The sequence below is a fragment of the Streptomyces sp. NPDC043908 genome (assembly GCF_056435525.1).
The window spans coordinates 616,772-638,321 of sequence record NZ_JBWKEI010000002.1; the positions used below are offsets into that span (position 1 = coordinate 616,772).

A 21,550-nucleotide genomic window follows, 5' to 3' on the forward strand; every position below is an offset into this window, starting at 1 on the left:
TGTTATGTGAGCCGGTCCGCCAGCATCTTGGCGAGCACCGCGCGCTGGAGCGGCCGTACGTCGGTGTGCCGCGCCCGGCCCTTGTCCGTGATCATGACCCGGACGCCCCGCCGGTCCTCGCTGCACATCCCGCGCGCGACCAGGCCCTCCTTCTCCAGCCTGCCGATCAGGCGGGACAGGGCGCTCTGGCTCAGATGGACGCGCGAGGCGAGGTCCTGGACGCGGAACGCCGTACCGCCGTCCTCCGTACACCCCTCCACGAGCACGTCGAGCACCTCGAAGTCGCTCGCTCCGATCCCGTACGGATGCAGCTCGCGATCGAGCTCGCACGTCGTACGCGCGTGCACCGCGAGGATGCCGCGCCACTCGTCCACGAGCCTGCGGTCGGACTTCTTGGCGGCCATGACCGCACGTTAGCAGAAACGACGCTCTTTGTTGCACCGGAATTAAATGCACTTGCATTCGATGCATGCGCATGTAGTCTGCTCCGCATGACCTCTCCGCTCAACGTCCAGTCCACTCAAGAGCGTTGGAGCCCGCGGCTGTGGGGCACCCTGCTGGTGCTCTGCGCCGCGATGTTCCTGGACGCGCTCGATGTCTCCATGGTCGGCGTCGCCCTGCCCTCGATCGCGTCCGACCTGGATCTCACCACCTCGACGCTCCAGTGGATCGTCAGCGGCTACATCCTCGGCTACGGCGGCCTGCTGCTCCTCGGCGGCCGGGCGGCCGACCTCCTCGGCCGCCGCCAGGTGTTCCTCATCGCGCTCGGCGTCTTCGCACTGGCCTCCCTGCTCGGCGGGCTCGTCGACTCGGGACCGCTGCTCATCGCCAGCCGCTTCATCAAGGGCCTCAGCGCGGCCTTCACCGCACCGGCCGGCCTGTCGATCATCACCACGACGTTCAAGGAGGGTCCGCAGCGCAACCGCGCGCTCTCCATCTACACCACCTGCGCCGCCACCGGCTTCTCGATGGGCCTGGTCCTGTCCGGTCTGCTCACCCAGCTGAGCTGGCGCTGGACCATGCTGCTCCCGGCGCCGGTCGCCGTGATCGCTCTGATCGCGGGCCTCAAGCTCATCCCCCGCAGCCCCGGCGGCCAGGGCAAGCGCCACTACGACATCCCCGGCGCCATCACCGGCACCGGCTCGATGCTGCTGCTCGTCTACACCGTCGTCCAGGCGCCCGAGGCCGGCTGGGCCTCCGCCCGTACGCTGCTGTCCTTCCTCGCCGTCGCCGTGCTGCTCACCGCGTTCGTACGGATCGAGCAGCGCACCGCGAGCCCGCTGATCCGGCTCGGCGTCCTGCGCTCCGGCACCCAGGTCCGCACCCAGCTGGGCGCCGCCGCCTTCTTCGGCTCCTACGTCGGCTTCCAGTTCATGGTGACCCAGTACATGCAGTCGGTGCTCCAGTGGACCGCGCTCCAGACCGCGCTGGCGTTCCTGCCCGCCGGTGTGCTGGTCGCCCTCTCCTCGACGAAGATCGGGTCGATCGTCGACCGCTTCGGCACCCCGCGCATCATCGCCATCGGCTTCGCGGCGCTGGTCCTGGCGTACGCCCTGTTCCTGCGCATCAGCCTCCACCCGCAGTACGCGGTGATCATCCTGCCGTCGATGCTGCTGCTCGGCGCGGCCTGCGCGCTCGTCTTCCCCTCGCTCAACATCCAGGCCACCACCGGCGTGGACGACAGCGAGCAGGGCATGGTCTCGGGTCTGCTCAACACCTCCATCCAGGTGGGCGGCGCGATCTTCCTGGCCGTGGTGACGGCCGTGATCACCGCGGGCGACCGGGGCGACTCGCCGCAGGACCTGCTCGACAGTTTCCGGCCGGGTCTGATGGTGGTGACGGGCATCGCGCTCGCCGGCCTCCTCATCACCCTGACCGGACTGCGCGCCAAGCCCGACCGGCAGACGCTGGTCGTGGCGGGATCGGCCCAGGAGCCGGCCGCCGCACAGGAGCCCGCGAAGGTCGCCGTAGGCGACTGACGCCGCCACGGGGGAGGTGCGGCCGACGGGTGCTTCTTGCCCGTCGGCCGCATCTGTGCGAAGACTGCTCCCATGAACAACCGCAGCCAGGGCGAACGCGACGCCATCACTGTCGAGATCATGTATGCCGTGGTGACCGCCTCCGTGGTCGCGCTGCTCGCGTTCGGCGTGGTCGCCGGACCCGTCTTCCTCCTCGACCTGGGCCATCCGGCACGCGGATTGCTGCTGCTGGGCGGGGCGGCCGCCGCCGTGCTCGGCTTCGTCGCCAGGACCGCGCACGTCCTGTGGCGCTTCTCGTACGCGGGCGACAGCGCCCGCCGTCAGCCGAGCCAGCCCGGCCGGACCAGGCCCGACTCATAGGCCAGCACCACCAGTTGCGCCCGGTCGCGGGCGCCCAGTTTGACCATGGTGCGGCTGACGTGGGTCTTGGCGGTGAGCGGGCTCACGACCAGGCGGCGCGCGATCTCCTCGTTGGAGAGCCCGATCCCGACCAGGGCCATCACCTCCCGCTCCCGCTCGGTCAGGTCGCCCAGGCGCGCGGCCGTGGCCGGTTCCCTGGAGCGCGCGGCGAACTCGGCGATGAGCCGCCGCGTCACGCCCGGTGAGAGCAGCGCGTCCCCGTCCACCACCGCCCGCACCGCCCGCAGCAGTTCCTCCGGCTCGGTGTCCTTGACCAGGAAGCCCGAGGCTCCGGCGCGGATCGCCTCGAAGACGTACTCGTCGAGCTCGAACGTCGTCAGCATCACCACCCTCACCCCCTCCAGCCCCGCGTCGCCGGTGATCCGGCGGGTGGCGGCGAGCCCGTCGAGCAAGGGCATGCGGATGTCCATCAGGACGACGTCCGGCCGCACCTCGCGCACCAGGCGCACCGCCTCCTCGCCGTCGGCGGCCTCGCCCGCGACCTCGATGTCCGGCTGGGCGGCGAGCAGCGCCCGGAACCCGGCCCGGACCAGAGACTGGTCGTCGGCGAGCAGTACGCGGATCACGGGGTCTCCCTCGGTGCGGCGGGTGAGGTGGGTGGGGCAGGTGCGGTGGGGGTCAGCGGGAGGCGGGCGACCACCCGGAAGCCACCGTCGGGGCGCGGGCCCGCCTCGATGGTGCCACCGAGCGCGGCGGCCCGCTCCCGCATGCCGATCAGCCCGTTCCCGCTGCCGCCCGCGTCGCCGGAACCGGCCGGTCCGTCGTCGTCCACCCGTAGTTCGAGCACGTCCGGCGCGTATCCGAGCACCACGCGCGCGGTGCGGGAGCCGGAGTGGCGCACCACGTTGGTGAGCGCCTCCTGGACGATACGGAAAGCGGCGAGATCGGCCCCCGGCGGCAGGGTCCGGGGCGCGCCGCTGGTGGCGGTCGCGACGGCGAGCCCGGCCGCCGCCGCCTGTTCGACGAGCTCGGGCAGCCGGTCGAGGCCCGGCGCGGGCGAGCGGGGGGCCTCGCCCGGGGCGCGCAGGGTGTCGAGGACCTGGCGCACCTCGCCCAGCGCCTCCTTGCTGGCGGACTTGATGGTGGTCAGCGCGGTGCGGGCCTGCTCCGGGTCGGAGTCGAGCAGCGCCAGGCCGACGCCCGCCTGGACGTTGATGACGGAGATGCTGTGCGCCAGCACGTCGTGCAGCTCGCGCGCGATCCGCAGCCGCTCCTCATCCGCGCGCCGCCGGTCGGCAGCGGCCCGCTCGGCTCCCGCCCTGGCCCACTGCTCCCGGCGTACGCGGGTGAGCTCGGCGATCGCCACGACGGCCAGGACCCAGGCGGCGACGGCCAGTTCCTGCTCCCAGGGCGCGGGGCGGTCCCCGCTCGGGGGAAGCCATCGGTAGAGCCAGTGCGCGACCAGGACGTGGCCGAGCCAGAGCAGCGCGACCGCCGACCAGGCGGCCCGGCGGTGTCCGGCCACGATCGCCGCGAAGCAGCCGACGGCCACCGCGAGGAAGACCGGCCCGTACGGGTAGCCGGCGCCGAGGTAGACCAGGGCCCCGCCCGCCGCGCCGAACACGGCGGGCACGGGGTGGCGGCGGCGCGGGAGCAGCGCCGCGCAGGTCGCCACGAGCAGCAGCCGGGCGAAGACGTCGAGGGAGGCGTGCCCGCTCTGGTTGCGCGCGGCGACGGTGGACCCGCCCAGCACGACAACGGTAAGGAGCAGGGTGGACGGCCAGGGCAGCCGTGAACGCCCCCGGGGGCCCACTCCGCCGCCCTGCGCCAGGACCCACTTCCGCGCCCAGGGCGGGAGCGGCGGCCCGTGCCCCGCCCAGGGGCGGTCGTCCGGCCCGGCCGGGCGGGGCGGCTGCTGCTCTTCCATACCGGCCACGCTAGCCCCGGGCACGCAGCCCGGGCGTCAGCCCGGCGGGGTGGTCGCGGCTACTCCCCGGGGAGTACCAGCCCCACCGAGGAGGCGAGCCCGGCGGCCGCGTGCGCGAAGAACGCGTCCCGCTCCTCGACGACGCGGTGGAACTGGCCGAACACCTCGAACGAGATCAGCCCGAAGAGCTGCGCCCACGCGGCGACCAGCGCGGGGCCGACCGCCGGGGGCAGCCCGGGCGCGAAGTCGGCCGCCATCCGCTCGCCCTCGGCCCGCAGTCCGGGCGCGGGCCGGGGGACGGCGATGCCCCGCCCCCGGTGGGCGTCGCGCACGATCCCGATGAGCACGAGCGCCACGCGCGAGGCGGGTCCGACGGTGGCCTGGGGCGCGGTGTAGCCGGGCACGGGCGAGCCGTAGATGAGCGCGTACTCGTGCGGGTGCGCCAACGCCCACGCCCGTACGGCACGGCAGACGGCGACCCAGCGCTCGGCGGGGGCGTCGGTGGGCGCGGCCTGGGCGAACGCCCGCTCGGCGGCCTCGCCCACGGCGTCGTAGGCGTCGACGATCAACGCGGTGAGCAGGTCGTCGCGGCTCGGGAAGTAGCGGTAGAGGGCGGAGGAGGCCATGCCCAGCTCGCGGGCGACGGCACGCAGCGACAGCTTGGCGGCGCCCTCGGCGGCGAGCTGCTTCCTGGCCTCGTCCTTGATGGCGGCGGTGATCTCGGTACGCGCGCGCGCTCGGGCGCCCTGGACGGTGCTCATGGGGGTCATTCTGCCATGTGTGAGAGCGGCGCCCCGGAATGAGAGCGGTGATCTGGCCGGGGTGCGGCGCACACATTCGAGAGCAGTGCTCTTGCTTTGGAGCGGCGCTTGCGTGCACACTGCTCTCAAGCGAGAGCAGTGCTCTCGAATCGGCACCCACCCCATACCCGCACCCCCACCCGCAGTCGCAGTCGCCGCCCCACCGCACCCCCGAGGTCCACCACCCCAAGGAGTCCCGATGTCGTCGATGTCCAGCCCGCAGCCGTACTACCTGAAGGCCGGTCGCTTCGCCACGCGGCTGAACAGCGCCATCGGCTGGCTGGCCCGTCACGGGATGAGCCTCGCCGGAACAGCCGAGCTGTCGGTGCGCGGCCGCAAGAGCGGGCAGATGCAGCGCGTACCGGTCAACCCGCACATGTACGAGGGCGAGCGGTACCTCATCTCGGCGCGCGGGCACTCGCAGTGGGTGCGCAACATGCGGGCGGCCGGTGGCGGTGAGCTGCGGGTGGGCCGCGAGGTCCGCGCCTTCACCGCCGTGGAGATCCAGGACGGCGAGAAGACCGCCGTCCTGCGCACCTATCTGGAGCGCTGGGGGTGGGAGGTGAACCAGTACTTCCAGGGCGTGACCGCGAAGTCGAGCGACGACGAGCTGCTCGCCGCCGCGCCCGACCACCCGGTCTTCCGTATCACCGTCGAGGCCTGAACGGGCCGCCCCGGTCCCCCGGAACCGGACGGGCGCCCCGAGTCCGGCCCTCGCGGACCGGACCCGGCCACCGGCCGGGCGCGTCCCGGACTCCCGCCCCTCACGAGGCGGGCTCGCGCTAGACCCTGTCCTCGGACGTGACGGCCTTCTCCTCCGCCTCGGCGACGGGCTCCCGGGACGCCGCTCCCGCTCGCCCCTGGGAGCGGCGGTCCACCGCGTCCAGGAGGCGCCGGGCCATCGGGTGCGTACGCACCAGGCCCGCCAGGGTCGTCGTGCCCCGGGTGATGTCCGCGAACGCGCGCCAGGCCGGGCGGAAGCCGGTGATCGCGGCGTGGAACGCCGTCGGGCGCTTCTCGAAGAGCGCCAGCATCCGCCGGCCCACGCCCATCTCGACCCCGAGGCCCGCCTTGATGGCGAAGGCGTAGTTCAGCGCCTGGCGGCGGGCGTCCACCGCGTCCTGCGCCTCCGCGATCCGGACCGCCCACTCCCCCGCGAGCCGTCCCGAGCGCAGCGCGAACGAGATGCCCTCGCGGGTCCACGGCTCCAGCAGTCCCGCCGCGTCCCCGCACACCAGCACCCGCCCGCGCGACAGCGGCGAGTCGTCGCTGCGGCAGCGCGTCAGGTGCCCCGAGGAGATCGCGGGCTCGAAGCCGGCCAGGCCGAGACGGCCGATGAAGTCCTCCAGATACCGCTTGGTCCCGGCGCCCTCGCCGCGGGCCGAGATCACGCCGACCGTGAGGGTGTCGCCCTTGGGGAACACCCAGCCGTAACTCCCGGGCATCGGGCCCCAGTCGATGAGCACCCGCCCCGCCCAGTCCTCGGCGACCGTCGCGGGCACCGGGATCTCCGCCTCCAGGCCGAGGTCGACCTGGTCGAGCTTGACGCCGACGTGGGCTCCTATGCGGCTCGCGCTGCCGTCGGCCCCGACGACCGCGTGCGCCAGGACGGTCTCGCCGCCGGCCAGGACGACCGCCACGGTGCGCCGGTCGGGCACGGCCGGGCCGTGCTGCTCGACGCGCTGGACGGTCACCCCCGTCCGCAGCTCGGCGCCCGCCTTCTGGGCGGACTCGACCAGCGCGGCGTCGAACTCCGGCCGGTTGATCAGGCCGAAGAGCATCTGCCGGGAGCGGCGGGTGCGCGTCAGTCTGCCGCCCAGGGAGAAGGTGACCGCGTGCACCCGCTCCTTCAGGGGCAGTTCGAAACCGGGCGGCAGGGCGTCCCGCGACGGTCCGATGATGCCGCCGCCGCATGTCTTGTAGCGGGGCAGCTCGGCCTTCTCCAGGAGGAGCACCCGCCGTCCCGCGACCGCCGCCGCGTAGGCCGCCGAGGCACCCGCCGGTCCGGCGCCGACCACGACGACATCCCACACGGACGACTCCTGCGGCTCCTCCGGCTGTGTCCCGGCATCTGCGTTCTCGCTGCTCACGATGGGCTTCTGCTCCTGATCCGACCCGTGGTCAAGCTGACGACGGCATCCTACGGCGCGGTAGGGCCTGTCCACCCTGTGGGAGGATCGGCTCTACCTTCGTCATACATTCACGTGCACTTGCGTACACGTATTTCAACGTCGCACCCATGAGGAGCGTGCCCATGACCGCGAATCCGATCGCCGAGACCGTCGCCTCACTGATGCCCCGCGCGCAGGCGGAGCTCACGGAACTGGTGGCGTTCCAGTCGGTGGCGGACGAGGCGGTGGCGCCCAGGAGCGAGTGCGACGCGGCCGCGGCGTGGGTGGCCGGGGCGCTGCGCGACGAGGGCTTCCAGGACGTGGCCCTGCTCGACACCCCGGACGGCTCCCAGTCGGTCTACGGCTTCCTGCCCGGTCCCGCGGGCGCGCCCACCGTCCTTCTGTACGCGCACTACGACGTCCAGCCGATGCTGGACGAGTCCGCCTGGCTGAGCCCGCCGTTCGAGCTGACCGAGCGCGACGGCCGCTGGTACGGGCGCGGGGCCGCCGACTGCAAGGGCGGCTTCATCATGCATCTGCTGGCGCTGCGCGCCCTGAAGGCGAACGGCGGCGTCCCGGTCTCCGTGAAGGTGATCGTCGAGGGCTCCGAGGAGCAGGGCACCGGCGGTCTGGAGCGGTACGCCGAGGCGCACCCCGCGCTGCTGGCGGCCGACGCGATCGTCATCGGCGACACGGGCAACTTCCGGGTCGGCCTGCCGACGGTCACCGCGACGCTGCGCGGGATGACGATGATCCGGGTGCGGATCGACACGCTCGAAGGCAACCTGCACTCGGGCCAGTTCGGCGGCGCGGCCCCCGACGCGCTGGCCGCGCTCATCCGCGTACTGGACTCGCTGCGGGACGAGAACGGGCAGACGGTCGTCGAGGGGCTGCCGTCCGACGCCGCGTGGGAGGGGCTCCAGTACCCGGAGGAGGAGTTCCGCAAGGACGCCAAGGTCCTGGACGGGGTGGGGCTGCCCGGTACGGGTACGGTGGCCGACCGCGTCTGGGCGCGTCCGGCCGTCACGGTGATCGGGATCGACTGCCACCCGGTGGCGGGCGCGACCCCGTCGATCCCGGCGAGCGCGAGGGCGCAGATCAGCCTGCGGGTGCCGCCGGGCGTGGACGCCGCGGAGGCGACCCAGCTGCTGTTCGCCCACATCGAGAAGCACACGCCGTGGAACGCGCGTGTCTCCTTCGAGCAGGTCGGCCAGGGCCAGCCGTTCCGCGCGGACGTCACCAGCCCGGCGTACACCTCGATGGCCGAGGCGATGCGGATCGCGTACCCGGGCGAGGAGATGCAGTCCTCGGGCATGGGCGGCTCGATCCCGCTCTGCAACACCCTGGCCGCGCTCTACCCCAAGGCGGAGATCCTGCTGATCGGGCTGAGCGAGCCGGAGGCGCAGATCCACGCGGTGAACGAGAGCGTCTCCCCGCAGGAGCTGGAGCGGCTCTCGGTCGCCGAGGCGCACTTCCTGCTCAACTACGCCCGCTCCCAGCAGTCCTGACGATCCGTGGCGTCACGCCCCCGGCCGGGGGCGTGACGCTCTGGGCGGAATCGCGCAGAGCGTACATCCGCCCGGTGGACGCCCGCGCCGCCGTACGGTCGCGGCATGGATCTCGTACGGGTCACTCCCGAACTGCACATGTTCCGCTTCCCCATCGGCCAGGCCTACCTGTGGTCCGACGGGGACGAGTTGACGCTGGTGGACGCGGGCGACATCAACGCCGCGGCCCCCATGGAGAAGGCGATACGCGGCCTCGGCCTCGATCCGGCGGCGCTCCGCCGGATCGTGGTCACCCACGGCCACCGGGACCACTACGGCGCGGCCGAGGAGCTGGCCGTCCGGTACGGGGCCGAGGTGATCGCGCACCGGCTGGACGCGCCGGTGATCCGGGGGGAGGTCCCGGTGCCCGAGCCCGATCTGCTCGACTGGGAACTCCCCCTGTACGAGCACGGGCTGACGGTTCCCGAGGCGCCGCCGACGCGGGTCGACCGCGAGGTCGAGGACGGTGAGGTGCTCGACTTCGGCGGCGGCGCCGTGGTGGTCCACTCCCCCGGCCACACCGACGGTTCGATCGGCGTCCATCTGCCGCGCCACGGCGTGCTGTTCACGGGTGACTGCGTGGCCGGGGTCGGCCAGGTGATGCTCGGCGTCTTCAACGTGGACCGGGCCCGCGCCCGGGACTCCTTCCGCCGTCTCGCCTCGCTCGCCCCGTCGGTGGCGTGCTTCGGGCACGGGGACCCGCTGACGCGGGACGCGGCGAGGGTGCTGCGCGAGACGGCGGACCAGGACTGACGGCCCGCGCCCAGGGCCCGGGCGCTCAGCCCACCGGCACCCCCGCCTCCAGGTTGAGCACGGTGGACTTCTCCCGGGCCCGCAGCGCCCAGCGCAGCCGTTCGTAGCGGGCGGGCGGCAGCAGCCGGGACGCCTCCTCCTCGCCGACGAAGCGCCAGTCCCGCAGTTCGGAGCCCGGCAGCAGGACCTGTCCGGCCCCGGCGCTGTCGAGCCGGCCGCCGTCGAAGAGCAGCCGCAGCCCTCCGTAGCCCGGCGGGGCGGGCGGCTCCCAGTCGACGACCAGGAGGCGGGGCACCCGGTCGAGCCGTATCCCTATCTCCTCCTCGACCTCGCGCATGCCCGCCCGCGCGGGTGCCTCGCCGCGTTCCACGACGCCGCCGGGGAACTCCCAGCCCGGCTTGTACGTCGGGTCCACCAGGAGCACCCGGTCGCTCTCGTCGAAGAGCAGCACCCCGGCGGCGAGCGTCTCGGCGGTCGGCTCCGGGGTCTGGACGATCTCGTTGACGGGCGCGGCGTCCGTGCGGACGGCGTCGGCGACGCGCTCGGCGGTCTCGCGCGGGGTGAGGGCGCCGTTGTCGACGGCGTGGGCGTCCCGGGCGAGCCAGCCGAGGGCCGTCCGGTAGGGCTCGATGTGTTCGTACGCCCACTGGCGGCAGCGCTCGCTCGCCTCGGGGTCGTCGGGGACGTCGACCCGGGCGGCGATCCGGCCGCGCAGGATCGTTTCCTCGGGTGTCAGGAGCACATGCCGCACCGGTATGCGACGGGAGGCGAGGCCACCGAAGATCTCGTCGCGGTACTCCTGCCGCAGCAGCGTCATGGGCACCACGAGCACCCCGCCGACCTCGGCGAGCAGCGCGGCCGCGCCGTCCACCACCAGCCGCCGCCAGCTGGGCAGGTCCTGGTAGTCACCGACCTCCGCGAGGCGCTTCTGCGGGAGAAGGTGCTTCAGGACGGCGCCGATCACCTCGGGGTCGTACAACGTGCTGTTCGGGATCAGGTCGACCAGTTCGCGCGCGGTGCTGGTCTTGCCCGCGCCGAACGCACCGTTGATCCAGACGATCACGGTTTCCCCCTCTTCCATAGCACCCAGTGGATTGCCCGCAACAGAGTGCCACGGAATCGCCGGGGCGGAACCGGGCGTCCTGATCTTGTACACAACTGTGGCGCCCTTGTTGCAGATCCACCCGAGCCTTTCCGGCCGCCCGCCGCGTCCTTGTCCCCGGGCACCGGCCACGGGGGGCCGTAACGCATCCGACGAGAACCTCGTTGTGCGAGTGCCGGAAGAGAGTGAGGGGGTGCGGCGGACATGCGTCGTACTGTGCTGGAGCGCTTTCCCGCGGGCGGCCCGCGCGGCAGCTGGCCCGCCGAGGAGTTCGCGCGCGACCGCCGCGACGAGGGCGTGCCGGCGGAGGTCGTGATGGACCTGGAGACGGACACGTTCCTGGTGGTCGTCCGCCAGTACACCCCGGAGCCCGCCCACTGACCTCCGCCCGCCCGGGCGGCTACCGGTAGAAGACCGCGACGCCCCGGTGGTGGGAGCAGGCTCCCCGGTGGTGGGCCGCGAACGAGTACGTACCGTCGTTGCAGAGAGCGGTGGCACCGCCGTGGTCGTCACCGCCCCCGCCGCTGTCCCCGTCACCGCCGGAATCGTCGGAGTCGTCCGACCCGCCGGAGCTGCCGGAGGTGCCGGACCCGCCGGACGGATCGGAGCCGATCCCGGCGCCGGAGCCGCCGGACACGCTCCCTCCCTCCGTTCCGTCACTGCCCGGTGTCACATCGAGCGACAGCGGCGGGGCCGGCTCGGAGGGGGTGGGCGTCGGAGTAGGGGTGGGCGTCGGGCTCTCGGTGGTGGCGCTGGGGGTCGGGGACTGCGACGACTGGCTGGGAACGACCGTCCGACCGGCCTTGCCGTCCCCGGAGTCACTCCCTCCGCAGCCGGTCAGCGCGAGCGCGGCGGCCGCGACCCATGCGGCCGCGAGGGTGGAGGTACGTGCGTGCTTCATGTGGCCCCCCTGGGCGGTGAGAAGGCCATCTCATCGCTACGGAGAGTCGCGGGTGAGGGTAGTTGCGTATTCGTTACCGCATGGTTTCGGCCGCTTGGCCGACACTTGTTCGCTTCTGTGGGGACCCGTCGGCTACCCCTTGCTGGATCCCAGTGTCAGGCCCGCGATGAAGTGCCTCTGGAGCAGCAGGAACACCAGCAGGGTCGGCAGGGCCACGATGACCGAGCCCGCCGCCAGCAGGTTGTAGTCGGTGAAGAACTGGCCGCGCAGGTTGTTGAGGGCCGAGGTGACCGGGAGTTTGTCGCCGTCGGACATGAACACCAGGGCCCAGAGGAAGTCGTTGTACATCCAGGTGAACTGGAGCGTGGCCAAGGCCGCCAGGGCCGGGCGGCACAGGGGCAGGGTGATGCGCCAGTACTGGGTCCACACGCCCGCGCCGTCGACGATCGCCGCCTCCAGGATCTCCTGCGGGAGCGTGCGCATGAAGTTGGCCAGGACGAAGACGCAGAAGCCGATCTGGAAGCCGATGTGGACGAGGATGACGGCCCAGTACGAGTCGAACATCGTCATCGAGTCGGACATCCAGTACGGCAGCGGGACGCGGTTGAACAGGACGTACAGCGGGGTGACGATCACCTGCTGGGGCAGCAGGTTGCCCGCCGTGAACAGCATCAGGAGCAGGATGCCGCCGCGCAGCTTGAGGCGGGAGACGGCGAAGGCCACGAACGACGCCAGGAACAGCGTCACCAGCACCCCGGGCACCGCGATGATCAGTGTGTTGACGAAGTACTTCGTCATGCCGGAGTCGCTGAAGGCCTGGGTGTAGTAGGCGAAGGAGAGGTGCTTGGGGAGGGAGAAGTAGCCGTACTTCGAGGTCTCGTCGTAGGGGCGCAGGGAGGCGTAGACCGCGAGCAGCAGCGGGGCGAGGAAGGCCAGCGAGACGGTCATCAGGAAGGCGTGCACGCCCAGGCGGCCGGGCCGGACGCGACGGCGCCGGGGCGGGGGCGGCGCGGGCGGGGCGGTGGCGGGGGCGAGGGGCGCGGTGTCCACAATCATCGGGTCTTCTCCCCTCGGATCTCCTGCACCAGGTACGTCACGACGAACCCGAGGGAGACGGTCAGCAGCACGACGGCGATGGCGGAGCCGAAGCCGATGCGGGCGGCCTCGCCGATGATGTTGTCGGTGACGAGCACGGAGAGCACTTCGAGTCCGTTGCGGCCGTGGTTGACCGCGTACACGATGTCGAAGGCGCGCAGCGACTCGATGACGGTGATCACGCCGACGATCACGTTGACCGGGCGCAGGGTCGGCAGCACGACCCGGAAGAACGTCTGGGCCTCGCCGGCCCCGTCGATCGCCGCGGCCTCCTTGAGCGTGGGGTCGACGGCCTTGAGGCCCGCCAGGTAGAGGATCATGACGTAACCGGTGTGCCGCCAGGCCGCCGCCAGCAGGATCATCCAGATGTTGAGGTCCGGGTCGCCCAGCCAGTCGGTCGGGTTCCGCCGGTCGCCGACGAGCGCGTTGAGCGCGCCCTGGTCGCGGGAGAAGACCAGTTGGGCGATGAAGCCGACGACGGCGAGCGAGAGCACCACCGGCATGTAGAGCGTCGACTGGTAGAAGCGGCTGAAGCGGACGCCCCGGTCGATCAGCACCGCGAGCAGCAGCCCGAACGGCACGGCGACGAAGCCGAGGAAGGCCAGCCACATCAGGTTGTGGCGGACGGCGGGCCAGAACGGCGGGTAGTTGGTGAAGACGTCGGTGTAGTTGTCCGTACCGACCCATCTGACGTCGCCGATCCCGTCCCAGCTGGTGAAGGAGAGGACGACGGAGGCGAGGGTCGGGCCCCACACGATGGCGAGGTCGAGCAGGACGGGTATGCCCAGCAGCACGCCGAGGACGGCGAGGTCGCGGGCGGTGAACCGCCGCGGTCCTCGTCGTCCGGCGCGCCGTGCGGAGGTGAGCGACACGGCTGAGTACTCCAAGTCGGTGCGGGGCGGGCCGATTGGCAGGCGGGAGAGCCGGGCGGACGGGCCGGACGGGCCGGACGGCCGGGCGAGCGGGCCGGACGGCCGGGGGCCCGGCGTCAGTCCGCGGCGAAGATCGACTTCCGCTGCCGCTCGATGTCGTTGACCAGCCCGTCCACGTCACCGGGGTTGCCGATGAACCTCTGAAGCGCCGGAATCATCACGGTGGAGGAGAAGTCCGGCCGGGTGTCGCGGTCCATGAACTGCGAGATCTGCTTGGCGCCGGAGATGAGCTCGACCGACTTCTTCTGGAGCGCGCTGTACTGGGAGGTGTCGGCCGCGCTGTTGACCGCGATGTTGTTGGGGTCACCGGCGAGGTAGACGTTCTCCGCCGCGGGGGTCGCCAGCCACTTCAGGAGGTCCTTGGCACTCTCCATGTTCTTGGCGTTCTTGAGGCTCTTGGCGTTCTTGGCGAGCAGGAACCCGTCGATGGGCGCCTCGACCGCGTCCAGACCGTGCTCGGGGTTGATGACCGGGAAGGGGAAGAAGTCGAGGTCGCCCTGTTCGGAGACCGGGAACTGCTGTCCCGCGTGGGGCAGTCCGAACACGGCCATCCCCGCCTCCTTCTTCTGGAGGCTCTGCGCGGCCTCCTGCCAGGTGCGGCCGTTGGCGCCCTTCTGGCAGTACGGCAGGATCCGGCGCCAGGTGTCGAAGACCTCCTTGACGCGCTTGTCCGTCCACGCCTCCTTGCCGGCCATCAGATCGCGGTGGAAGTCGTACCCGTTGGTGCGCATGTTGAGGTAGTCGAAGGTGCCCATCACGGGCCAGCCGTCCTTGTCGCAGAACGCGATCGGTACGAGCTTGTCCTTCCGCATCTGCCGGGCGAGCGCGACGTACTCGTCGAGGGTCCGGGGCGCCTGGTAGCCGTGCTGCTGGAACACGCTCTTACGGTGGAAGACGGCCCACGGGTAGTAGTAGTACGGAGTGAGGTACTGCTTGCCGTCCTCGCCCGTCGACTGCGCCTTCAGCGCGGGCGAGAAGCCCTGGAAGCCCTGCCACAGGTCGCTGATGTCGTGGAGCAGCCCCTTCTTGGCGAAGAACTGCATGCGGTTGCCCGCGAACCACATGAACACGTCGTCGGGCTTGCCCTGGAGATAGCGGTTGATGTTCTCCTGGAAGCTGTTGTGGTCGACGGTGTTGACCTTGACCTTGCGGCCTTCCCCGGACTGCTTCGCATACGCCGCGAAGGCCTCCCCGAAGGCCTTCTTCGGCACCGCGTCCGAGGAGTTGGAGCCCAGCCGGATCGTCTTGGCGTCGCCCCCGGGCCCGCTGTCGCAGGCGGACAGCAGCGAGGGGAAGGTGACCGCCCCGGCGCCGAACGCGGCGCTCCGGAGAAGACTCCGCCGGGACATCCGATGTCCCGCCACGCTCCCGGGCACCGCAGGACCTCTGAACGATGACTGTGCCATGTCCCCCTCCTCCGGGGTGTAACCCAACACAACCGAACGCGTGGCTTGGATCACACCCCCAACCGAAGGGGACGTCAAGGGTTCTGACGGGATTTCGAACAACCGTTACGCGTTCTGTTCCAACAGACTCCAACAAGCTCTACCGCAAATGCGCGCGTCAGCAGAAGCGAAGAACGGGGCGGCGAATCGGGTCATCCGTCCTGGAAGCGGAGGAAGGTGATGAGGAGTCACCTTCCCGCCCGCACCGCCCGGCGAGCAGTCGTCGGAGCGCTGGTCATCGAAGCCCCGGCAGCCGCAGCCGCAGCCGCCGCGCCGACCAGACCCGCGTCCGTGCCCATCAGGGCGGGGGCGACCTTCAGGCCCTGGACGAAGGAGAGCGTGGCGTAGTCGTGCAGGGCGCGGCGCAGCGGGTCGAAGAGGACGTCGCCCGCCCCGGCGACTCCCCCGCCGATCACGGCGATCTCGATCTCCGTCAGGGTGGCGGTCGCCGCGATGCCCGCCGCGAGCGCCTGGGCGGCCCGCTCGAACGAGGCGAGCGCGACCGGGTGCCCGGCGCGCGCCGCGGCGGCCACGGCGGCGGCCGAGGCGTCGCCGTCCGGTCCCGGCGTCCAGCCGTTCTCCCGGGCCCGGCGCGCGATGTTGGGGCCGCTGGCGATGCGCTCCACACAGCCGCGCGCCCCGCACGGGCAGGGGTCGCCGTCGAGCTCGACACTGATGTGACCGATGTGACCGGCGTTACCGGTGCGGCCCGCGTGGAGCCGGCCGCCGAGGACCAGACCGCCGCCCACCCCGGTGGAGACGACCATGCACAGGGCGTTGTCGTAGCCGCGGGCCGCGCCCAGCCAGTGTTCGGCGGCGGTCATCGCCACCCCGTCGCCGACGAGCTCGACGGGCAGCCCGCCGGTCGCCGCCCGCACCCGCTCCACCAGCGGGAACCCCCGCCAGCCGGGGATGTTGACCGGGCTGACCGTCCCCGCGGACGCGTCGACCGGGCCCGCGCTGCCGACCCCCAGCGCCCCCACCTGTCCCCACAGTGCGGATCCGGCCAGCTCCGCGAGGACCTCGTCCACGGCCCGCGCCACCGTCTCGCCGTCCTCCCGCGCGGGGGTCGCCCGCCGGGTCCGTACGAGCAGTCGGCCTTCGGCGTCCACCAGCGCTCCGGCGATCTTGGTGCCGCCGATGTCGAGCGCGGCGACGAGGTCGGTCTGCATCGGTGTCGGATCTCCTGGTGGGCGAGGGTGTCGAGCCGGTCGGATGAACAGTCTCCATTCACCTGACAACGTTGTCCAGGGCCTATGCTCGACGCCACACCCCGATCCGCCCGGATCCGCCCCGGACACCCGCCCCCGCGCCCCGGGCCCGCTGAGCCCCCGACGACGACAGGACACCGCACGTGGCCGAGACCGCACGCCACCATGAGCCCCGCTACGGCATCCGGCCCACCATGAAGGATGTCGCCGCCCGCGCCGGTGTCGGGCTGAAGACGGTCTCCCGGGTGGTCAACGGCGAGGCCGGGGTCACCCCGGACACCGAGCGCCGGGTGACGGAGGCGATCGACGCGCTGGGGTTCCGCCGCAACGACAGCGCGCGCGTGCTGCGCAAGGGGCGGACCGCCTCCATCGGGCTGGTCCTGGAGGATCTGGCCGACCCGTTCTACGGGCCGCTCAGCCGCGCGATCGAGGAGGTGGCCCGGGCGCACGGGGCGCTGCTCATCAACGGCTCAAGCGCCGAGGACGCCGATCGCGAGCAGGAGCTGGTGCTGGCCTTCTGCGCCCGCCGCGTCGACGGGCTGATCGTGATCCCGGCCGGGGGCGACCACCGCTATCTGGAGCCTGAGATAAAGGCCGGGGTGGCGACCGTGTTCGTGGACCGCCCGGCCGGGCGGATCGACGCCGACGCGGTGCTCTCCGACAGCTTCGGCGGCGCCCGCGAGGGCGTCGCCCACCTGGTGGCGCACGGCCACCGCAGGATCGGCTTCATCGGCGACCAGCCGCGCATCCACACCGCCACCGAGCGCCTGCGCGGCTACCGCGCGGCTATGGAGGAGGCGGGGCTCGCGGTGGCGGACGGATGGGTCGCGCTCGGCTCCACCGAACCGGAGCGGGTGCGCCGGGCCGCCGAGGCGATGCTGAGCGGCCCCGAGCCGGTCACCGCCGTCTTCACGGGCAACAACCGGGTGACCGTGACGGTGGTCCGTGTCCTGGCGGGCCGGGAGCACCCGGTCGCCCTGGTCGGCTTCGACGACATCGAGCTGGCCGACCTGCTCGGCATCACCGTCGTCTCGCAGGACTCCGCGACCCTCGGCCGCACGGCGGCCGAACGCCTCTTCCGCCGCCTCGACGGCGTCGACGAGGCCCCCGCGCGCGTGGTGCTGCCCACCACGCTCATCGCGCGGGGTTCGGGCGAGATCCGCCCGCCCGCCGCCGACTAGCCGCGGGTCAGCACACCGGCAGCCCCGGGACCGGGGCGTTGTTGGCGCCGCCCTTGAGGTAGACCACGCTGACGTAGACGTTGGTGTTGCCGCTGTCGTCGTCGGTGCGCGCCCAGTAGGTGTTGGTCCACTTCCCGTACGTCTCACGGCGGCCCAGGTCGGCCTGGCAGTAGAAGTAGTTGTTGCCCGCGTTGAGCACGCCCGCCTCGCCGCCGTCCTGGCGGTAGCTCTTCGCGGTGCGCCACACCTGGCAGTCGAACTTGCCCGCGCCCGCGGGGTGGCAGGACGGGGCGGGCGTGGAGCCGGTGCCGCCGCCGGACGTCCCCCCGGCGCCGCCCGGGGTGGCGCTCGCGTGGCCGCCGGTGGGCGTCCTGCCCGGGGTGCTGCCGCCCTTCTCGCCGGGTCGCTTCCCGTCCTTGCCGTCCTTGCCGTCCTTGGCGGGGCGGGTGCCGGGTGAGGCGGAGGCGCGGCCGTGGGCGCCGGTCGGGCCGGGGCTCGCTGCACCGGGCCCGCCGCCGTCCCACACGCCGCCCGTGCCGTCCTGGGCGCCGGACGCCGACGGGCTCGCGCCGGACGCCGAGCCGACGGCCTGCTGCCGGGTGCCGTCGTCGTCCCCGGTGCCGACCAGGGCGTACGTGACACCGGCGCCCGCGAGGACGACGGCCGCGACACCCGCCGCCACCAGACCGCGTGCCCGCCCGCGTCGCGGGGAGGGCTCGGGCGCGGGCTGCTGGGTGACCAGCGGCCCGAACCCCCGCGGCCGGTGCGGCAGCACGTCCCGTACGGTCGCCTCGCGCGGCGGCGCCACCGGCTGCGGGGCCGGTGCGGGCGCCTGGACCGGCGGGGCGTCCATCGCGTGCGTGGAGGCCGCGTCGCGGCCCTCGGCCACCGCCGCCAGCATCCGGGCCGCCGTGTCCGCGTCCGGGCGGCGGGCCGGGTCCTTGTGCATCAGTTCGCGCAGGACGGCCGCGAGCGGCCCCGCCCTGCCGGGCTCGGGCAGCGGCTCCGACACGATCGCGGAGAGCGTGGACCAGGTGGAGGTGCGGCGGAACGGCGAGGCGCCCTCCACCGCCGCGTACAGCGTGGCGCCGAGCGCCCAGACGTCGGAGGCGGGGCCGGGGTCCTGGCCCTGGGCGCGCTCGGGCGCCAGGTAGTCCAGGGAGCCGACCAGCTCGCCGCTGCGGGTCAGATGCGTGGCCGCGCCGTCGCCCGGGTCCTCCATGGCGGCGATGCCGAAGTCGGTGAGCACCACCCGGCCGCCGCGCTCCAGCAGGATGTTGCCGGGCTTGACGTCGCGGTGCAGCACGCCCGCGCGGTGGGCGGCGGCGAGCGCCTCAAGGACCCGGGCGCCGATCGCGGCCGCCTCGCGCGGGTCCAGCGCGCCGCGCTCGGTCAGCACCCCGTCGAGCGAGGGCCCCTCGACGAGCTCCATCACGATGACCGGGCGGCCGTCGTGCTCGGTGACGTCGTGGACGGCGACCACCCCGGGGTGGCGCACGCGCGCGGCGGCGCGCGCCTCGCGCTGCATGCGCAGCCGCAGATCGCCCAGTTCGGGCCCGGACATGTCCGTGTACGTCCGCAGTTCCTTGACCGCGACCTCGCGGCCGAGGACCTCGTCGACGGCGCGCCAGACGACGCCCATGCCGCCCCGGCCCAGCTGCTCGACCAGCCGGTAGCGGCCCGCAAGCCGGTCGTTCTCCCCCGAAGACACCGCTGCCCCGTTCCCTGTGGTGGATGTGGTCGCGTCCAGGGTAAGGGGCCCGGGTGACAGTTCCGTGACTACGGAGCGGTGACGGTGAGGGCGGCCCGGCGCGGCGAGGAGAAGCCGTCGAGGTCGGCGCGGGTCAGGCCGGTCAGCCGGGTGACCTCCTCGGTGTCGAGGGCGCCGCAGTCCAGGCCGCGCAGCAGGAAGCCGCTGAGCGCCTTGGCGGTGGCGGGCTCGTCCATGACGTCGCCGCCGGCCTTGGCGACATAGGCCGCCAGCCGTGCCGCGGCGGCCTCCAGGCCCTCGCGGTAGAAGGCGTACACCGCCGCGTACCGGGTCGGCAGGTGGCCGGGGTGCATGTCCCAGCCCTGGTAGTAGGCGCGGGCCAGGGCGCGGCGGGTGAGGCCGTAGTGGAGCCGCCACGCCTCGTGGACGTGGGCCGTCGGGCCGACCGGCAGGACGTTGGTGGAGCCGTCGGAGACCCGTACACCGGTGCCGGCGGCGGCGACCTGCATCACGGCCTTGGCGTGGTCGGCGGCCGGGTGGTCGCTGGCCTGGTAGGCGGCGGAGACGCCCACGCAGGCGCTGTAGTCGAAGGTGCCGTAGTGCAGGCCGGTAGCGCGGCCCCCGGCGGCGTCGATCATCCGGGCCACGGCGGCGGTGCCGTCGGCGGCCAGGATCGACTGGCTGGTCTCGATCTGGATCTCGAAGCCGAGCCGCCCGGCGGCCAGGCCGTGGGCCTCCTCGAAGGCCTCCAGGAGCCGTACGAAGGCGGAGACCTGCTCGGGGTAGGTGACCTTCGGCAGCGTCAGGACGAGCCCGTCCGGCAGGCCGCCGTGCTCCATCAGGCCGGTGAGGAAGACGTCGGTGGTGCGGATGCCGCGGTCGCGGACCGCCGCCTCCATGCACTTCATACGGATGCCCATGTACGGGGCGGCCGTGCCGTTCGCGTACGCCTCGGCGACCAGCCGGGCCGCGCGCGCGGCGGCGGCGTCCTCCTCGGCGTCCGGGCGCGGGCCGTAGCCGTCCTCGAAGTCGACGCGCAGGTCCTCCACCGGCTCCCGCTCCAGCTTGGCGCGCACCCGCTCGTACACGGGCCCGGCGAGAGCGTCGGCGATGCCGAGGACGCGCGCGAAGGAGGCGGCGTCGGGGGCGTGCTCGTCGAGGGCGGCCAGCGCCCGGTCACCCCAGGAGCGCAGGGTGTCCGCCGCGAAGAGGTCGCCGGGGACGTAGACCGTGTGCACGGGCTGGCGGGTGCCGGGGTCGCCCGGGTAGCGGCGGGCGAGCTCCTCGTCCACGGCGACGAGCGAGGCGCTGATCTCCTCGCTGACCGTGCCCGCGAGGCTCGTCGCCACCTTCTCCTGCTGACCCATCCTGCACCCTCCGCACCTTCGGTTTTCCACTGAACGGAATCGTCGATCCGCATAGCAGAATTTAATGAGGGGTACCCGTCGCGTCAATGGTTGCCCGAAACGACCGGGGGCCGCGCGGTGAAGATCACCACGCGGCCCCCGGGGCGCTACGGACGAACGGCTCAGCCCTTGCGCGCCCGAACCGCCTCGGTCAGCTGCGGAACGACGTCGAACAGGTCGCCCACCACGCCGTAGTCGACCAGGTCGAAGATCGGCGCCTCGGCGTCCTTGTTGATCGCGACGATCGTCTTCGAGGTCTGCATGCCGGCGCGGTGCTGGATGGCGCCGGAGATGCCGGAGGCGATGTAGAGCTGCGGCGAGACCGACTTGCCGGTCTGGCCGACCTGGTTGGAGTGCGGGTACCAGCCGGCGTCGACGGCGGCGCGGGAGGCGCCGACGGCGGCACCGAGCGAGTCGGCCAGCGCCTCGATGATCGCGAAGTTCTCGGCGCCGTTGACGCCGCGGCCGCCGGAGACCACGATCGCGGCCTCGGTCAGCTCGGGGCGGCCGGTCGACTCGCGCGGGGTGCGGGAGACGACCTTGGTGCCGGTGGCCTGCGCGGAGAAGGTGACCGACAGGGCCTCGACGGCGCCCGCGGCCGGGGCGGCCTCCACGGCGGCCGAGTTCGGCTTGACCGTGATGACCGGGGTGCCCTTGGAGACACGGGACTTGGTGGTGTACGAGGCGGCGAAGGCCGACTGGGTGGCCACCGGGCCGTTGTCGCCGGCCTCCAGGTCGACGGCGTCGGTGATGATGCCGGAGCCGATGCGGACCGCGAGGCGGGCCGCGATCTCCTTGCCCTCGGCGGAGGACGGGACGAGCACAGCGGCCGGGGACACGGCCTCGTACGCGGCCTGGAGGGCGTCCACCTTCGGTACGACGAGGTAGTCGGCGAACTCGGGGGCGTCGGCGGTCAGGACACGGGTGGCACCGTGCTCGGCCAGCGCGGACGCGGTGGCCTCGGCGCCGGCGCCGAGGGCGACCGCGACCGGCTCGCCGATGCGGCGGGCCAGCGTCAGCAGCTCCAGAGTGGGCTTGCGGACGGCGCCGTCGACGTGGTCGACGTAGACGAGAACTTCAGCCATGGGA

General features: G+C 72.8%; 21 protein-coding genes. 7 read left to right on the plus strand and 14 right to left on the minus strand.

Going from position 1 to position 21,550, the window contains the following annotated elements:
* Nucleotides 1-2: 2 nt before the first annotated feature.
* Nucleotides 3-404 carry a MarR family winged helix-turn-helix transcriptional regulator gene (locus AC069K_RS06985; protein WP_478612874.1) on the minus strand — a complete coding sequence of 134 codons (402 nt, stop codon included), beginning with the start codon at nucleotides 402-404 and terminating at the stop codon, nucleotides 3-5.
* Between the two features lie 87 nt (nucleotides 405-491).
* Here AC069K_RS06985 and AC069K_RS06990 point away from each other — a divergent pair, with 87 nt between their 5' ends.
* Together AC069K_RS06990 and AC069K_RS06995 are read left to right on the plus strand one after the other, a co-directional pair.
* Nucleotides 492-1,979 carry an MFS transporter gene (locus tag AC069K_RS06990; RefSeq protein ID WP_478612877.1) on the plus strand — a complete coding sequence of 496 codons (1,488 nt, stop codon included), beginning with the start codon at nucleotides 492-494 and terminating at the stop codon, nucleotides 1,977-1,979.
* A gap of 72 nt (nucleotides 1,980-2,051) precedes the next feature.
* The gene (locus AC069K_RS06995; RefSeq protein ID WP_365101474.1) at nucleotides 2,052-2,339 is read left to right on the plus strand and encodes a DUF6332 family protein; all 288 of its coding nucleotides are present in this window, start codon (nucleotides 2,052-2,054) and stop codon (nucleotides 2,337-2,339) included.
* On the opposite strand, the gene AC069K_RS07000 is transcribed toward AC069K_RS06995, so the two are convergent.
* From AC069K_RS07000 to AC069K_RS07010, 3 genes are read right to left on the minus strand one after another with little or no spacing between them, the layout of a single operon-like run.
* A complete protein-coding gene (locus tag AC069K_RS07000) occupies nucleotides 2,300-2,965 on the minus strand; it encodes a response regulator (protein ID WP_478612882.1) in 666 nt (221 codons plus the stop codon). The genes AC069K_RS06995 and AC069K_RS07000 overlap by 40 nt on opposite strands.
* Entirely contained in the window at nucleotides 2,962-4,266 is a 1,305-nt protein-coding gene (locus tag AC069K_RS07005) for a sensor histidine kinase (RefSeq protein WP_478612885.1), read from the minus strand. Before AC069K_RS07005 ends, AC069K_RS07000 begins: the two co-directional genes overlap by 4 nt.
* A 59-nt stretch (nucleotides 4,267-4,325) precedes the next feature.
* Complete coding sequence (locus tag AC069K_RS07010) at nucleotides 4,326-5,027, minus strand: TetR/AcrR family transcriptional regulator (RefSeq protein ID WP_478612888.1); 702 nt, start codon at nucleotides 5,025-5,027, stop codon at nucleotides 4,326-4,328.
* Nucleotides 5,028-5,265: 238 nt separating this feature from the next.
* Between AC069K_RS07010 and AC069K_RS07015 the strand changes: the two genes are divergently transcribed.
* The gene (locus tag AC069K_RS07015; protein ID WP_478612891.1) at nucleotides 5,266-5,730 is read left to right on the plus strand and encodes a nitroreductase family deazaflavin-dependent oxidoreductase; all 465 of its coding nucleotides are present in this window, start codon (nucleotides 5,266-5,268) and stop codon (nucleotides 5,728-5,730) included.
* Between the two features lie 118 nt (nucleotides 5,731-5,848).
* On the opposite strand, the gene AC069K_RS07020 is transcribed toward AC069K_RS07015, so the two are convergent.
* The gene (locus AC069K_RS07020; protein ID WP_365101481.1) at nucleotides 5,849-7,156 is read right to left on the minus strand and encodes a geranylgeranyl reductase family protein; all 1,308 of its coding nucleotides are present in this window, start codon (nucleotides 7,154-7,156) and stop codon (nucleotides 5,849-5,851) included.
* A 164-nt stretch (nucleotides 7,157-7,320) separates the two neighbouring features.
* Between AC069K_RS07020 and AC069K_RS07025 the strand changes: the two genes are divergently transcribed.
* Together AC069K_RS07025 and AC069K_RS07030 are read left to right on the plus strand one after the other, a co-directional pair.
* A complete protein-coding gene (locus tag AC069K_RS07025; protein WP_478612895.1) occupies nucleotides 7,321-8,685 on the plus strand; it encodes a M20/M25/M40 family metallo-hydrolase in 1,365 nt (454 codons plus the stop codon).
* A gap of 105 nt (nucleotides 8,686-8,790) precedes the next feature.
* Nucleotides 8,791-9,477: an MBL fold metallo-hydrolase gene (locus AC069K_RS07030; protein ID WP_478612898.1), complete on the plus strand. Its 687-nt coding sequence runs from the start codon at nucleotides 8,791-8,793 to the stop codon at nucleotides 9,475-9,477.
* Between the two features lie 25 nt (nucleotides 9,478-9,502).
* Here AC069K_RS07030 and AC069K_RS07035 read toward each other — a convergent pair whose 3' ends face one another.
* Nucleotides 9,503-10,540, minus strand: a complete 1,038-nt coding sequence (locus tag AC069K_RS07035) for an NUDIX hydrolase (RefSeq protein WP_478613321.1) — start codon at nucleotides 10,538-10,540, stop codon at nucleotides 9,503-9,505.
* A gap of 243 nt (nucleotides 10,541-10,783) precedes the next feature.
* Between AC069K_RS07035 and AC069K_RS07040 the strand changes: the two genes are divergently transcribed.
* Complete coding sequence (locus tag AC069K_RS07040; protein ID WP_358834816.1) at nucleotides 10,784-10,960, plus strand: hypothetical protein; 177 nt, start codon at nucleotides 10,784-10,786, stop codon at nucleotides 10,958-10,960.
* A gap of 19 nt (nucleotides 10,961-10,979) precedes the next feature.
* Here the strand turns inward: AC069K_RS07040 and AC069K_RS07045 are convergent, their stop codons facing one another.
* The 5 genes from AC069K_RS07045 to AC069K_RS07065 form a co-directional block, all read right to left on the minus strand.
* Complete coding sequence (locus AC069K_RS07045; protein WP_478612901.1) at nucleotides 10,980-11,480, minus strand: DUF3761 domain-containing protein; 501 nt, start codon at nucleotides 11,478-11,480, stop codon at nucleotides 10,980-10,982.
* A gap of 132 nt (nucleotides 11,481-11,612) precedes the next feature.
* On the minus strand, nucleotides 11,613-12,536 hold the full coding sequence (locus AC069K_RS07050) for a carbohydrate ABC transporter permease (RefSeq protein ID WP_478612904.1): 924 nt from the start codon (nucleotides 12,534-12,536) through the stop codon (nucleotides 11,613-11,615).
* Nucleotides 12,533-13,447, minus strand: coding sequence for a carbohydrate ABC transporter permease (locus AC069K_RS07055; RefSeq protein WP_365101491.1), 915 nt, complete (start codon nucleotides 13,445-13,447; stop codon nucleotides 12,533-12,535). Before AC069K_RS07055 ends, AC069K_RS07050 begins: the two co-directional genes overlap by 4 nt.
* 116 nt (nucleotides 13,448-13,563) lie before the next feature.
* The gene (locus AC069K_RS07060) at nucleotides 13,564-14,856 is read right to left on the minus strand and encodes an ABC transporter substrate-binding protein (protein ID WP_478612908.1); all 1,293 of its coding nucleotides are present in this window, start codon (nucleotides 14,854-14,856) and stop codon (nucleotides 13,564-13,566) included.
* Nucleotides 14,857-15,140: 284 nt separating this feature from the next.
* The gene (locus AC069K_RS07065) at nucleotides 15,141-16,124 is read right to left on the minus strand and encodes an ROK family protein (protein WP_478612911.1); all 984 of its coding nucleotides are present in this window, start codon (nucleotides 16,122-16,124) and stop codon (nucleotides 15,141-15,143) included.
* A 182-nt stretch (nucleotides 16,125-16,306) separates the two neighbouring features.
* Between AC069K_RS07065 and AC069K_RS07070 the strand changes: the two genes are divergently transcribed.
* Nucleotides 16,307-17,344, plus strand: a complete 1,038-nt coding sequence (locus AC069K_RS07070) for a LacI family DNA-binding transcriptional regulator (protein ID WP_478612914.1) — start codon at nucleotides 16,307-16,309, stop codon at nucleotides 17,342-17,344.
* A gap of 7 nt (nucleotides 17,345-17,351) precedes the next feature.
* Here the strand turns inward: AC069K_RS07070 and AC069K_RS07075 are convergent, their stop codons facing one another.
* From AC069K_RS07075 to AC069K_RS07085, 3 genes are all read right to left on the minus strand, one after another.
* A complete protein-coding gene (locus AC069K_RS07075) occupies nucleotides 17,352-19,055 on the minus strand; it encodes a serine/threonine-protein kinase (RefSeq protein WP_478612917.1) in 1,704 nt (567 codons plus the stop codon).
* Between the two features lie 68 nt (nucleotides 19,056-19,123).
* Nucleotides 19,124-20,422, minus strand: coding sequence for a DUF6986 family protein (locus tag AC069K_RS07080; protein WP_478612919.1), 1,299 nt, complete (start codon nucleotides 20,420-20,422; stop codon nucleotides 19,124-19,126).
* A gap of 161 nt (nucleotides 20,423-20,583) precedes the next feature.
* A complete protein-coding gene (locus tag AC069K_RS07085) occupies nucleotides 20,584-21,546 on the minus strand; it encodes an electron transfer flavoprotein subunit alpha/FixB family protein (RefSeq protein ID WP_358832554.1) in 963 nt (320 codons plus the stop codon).
* Nucleotides 21,547-21,550: the final 4 nt, after the last annotated feature.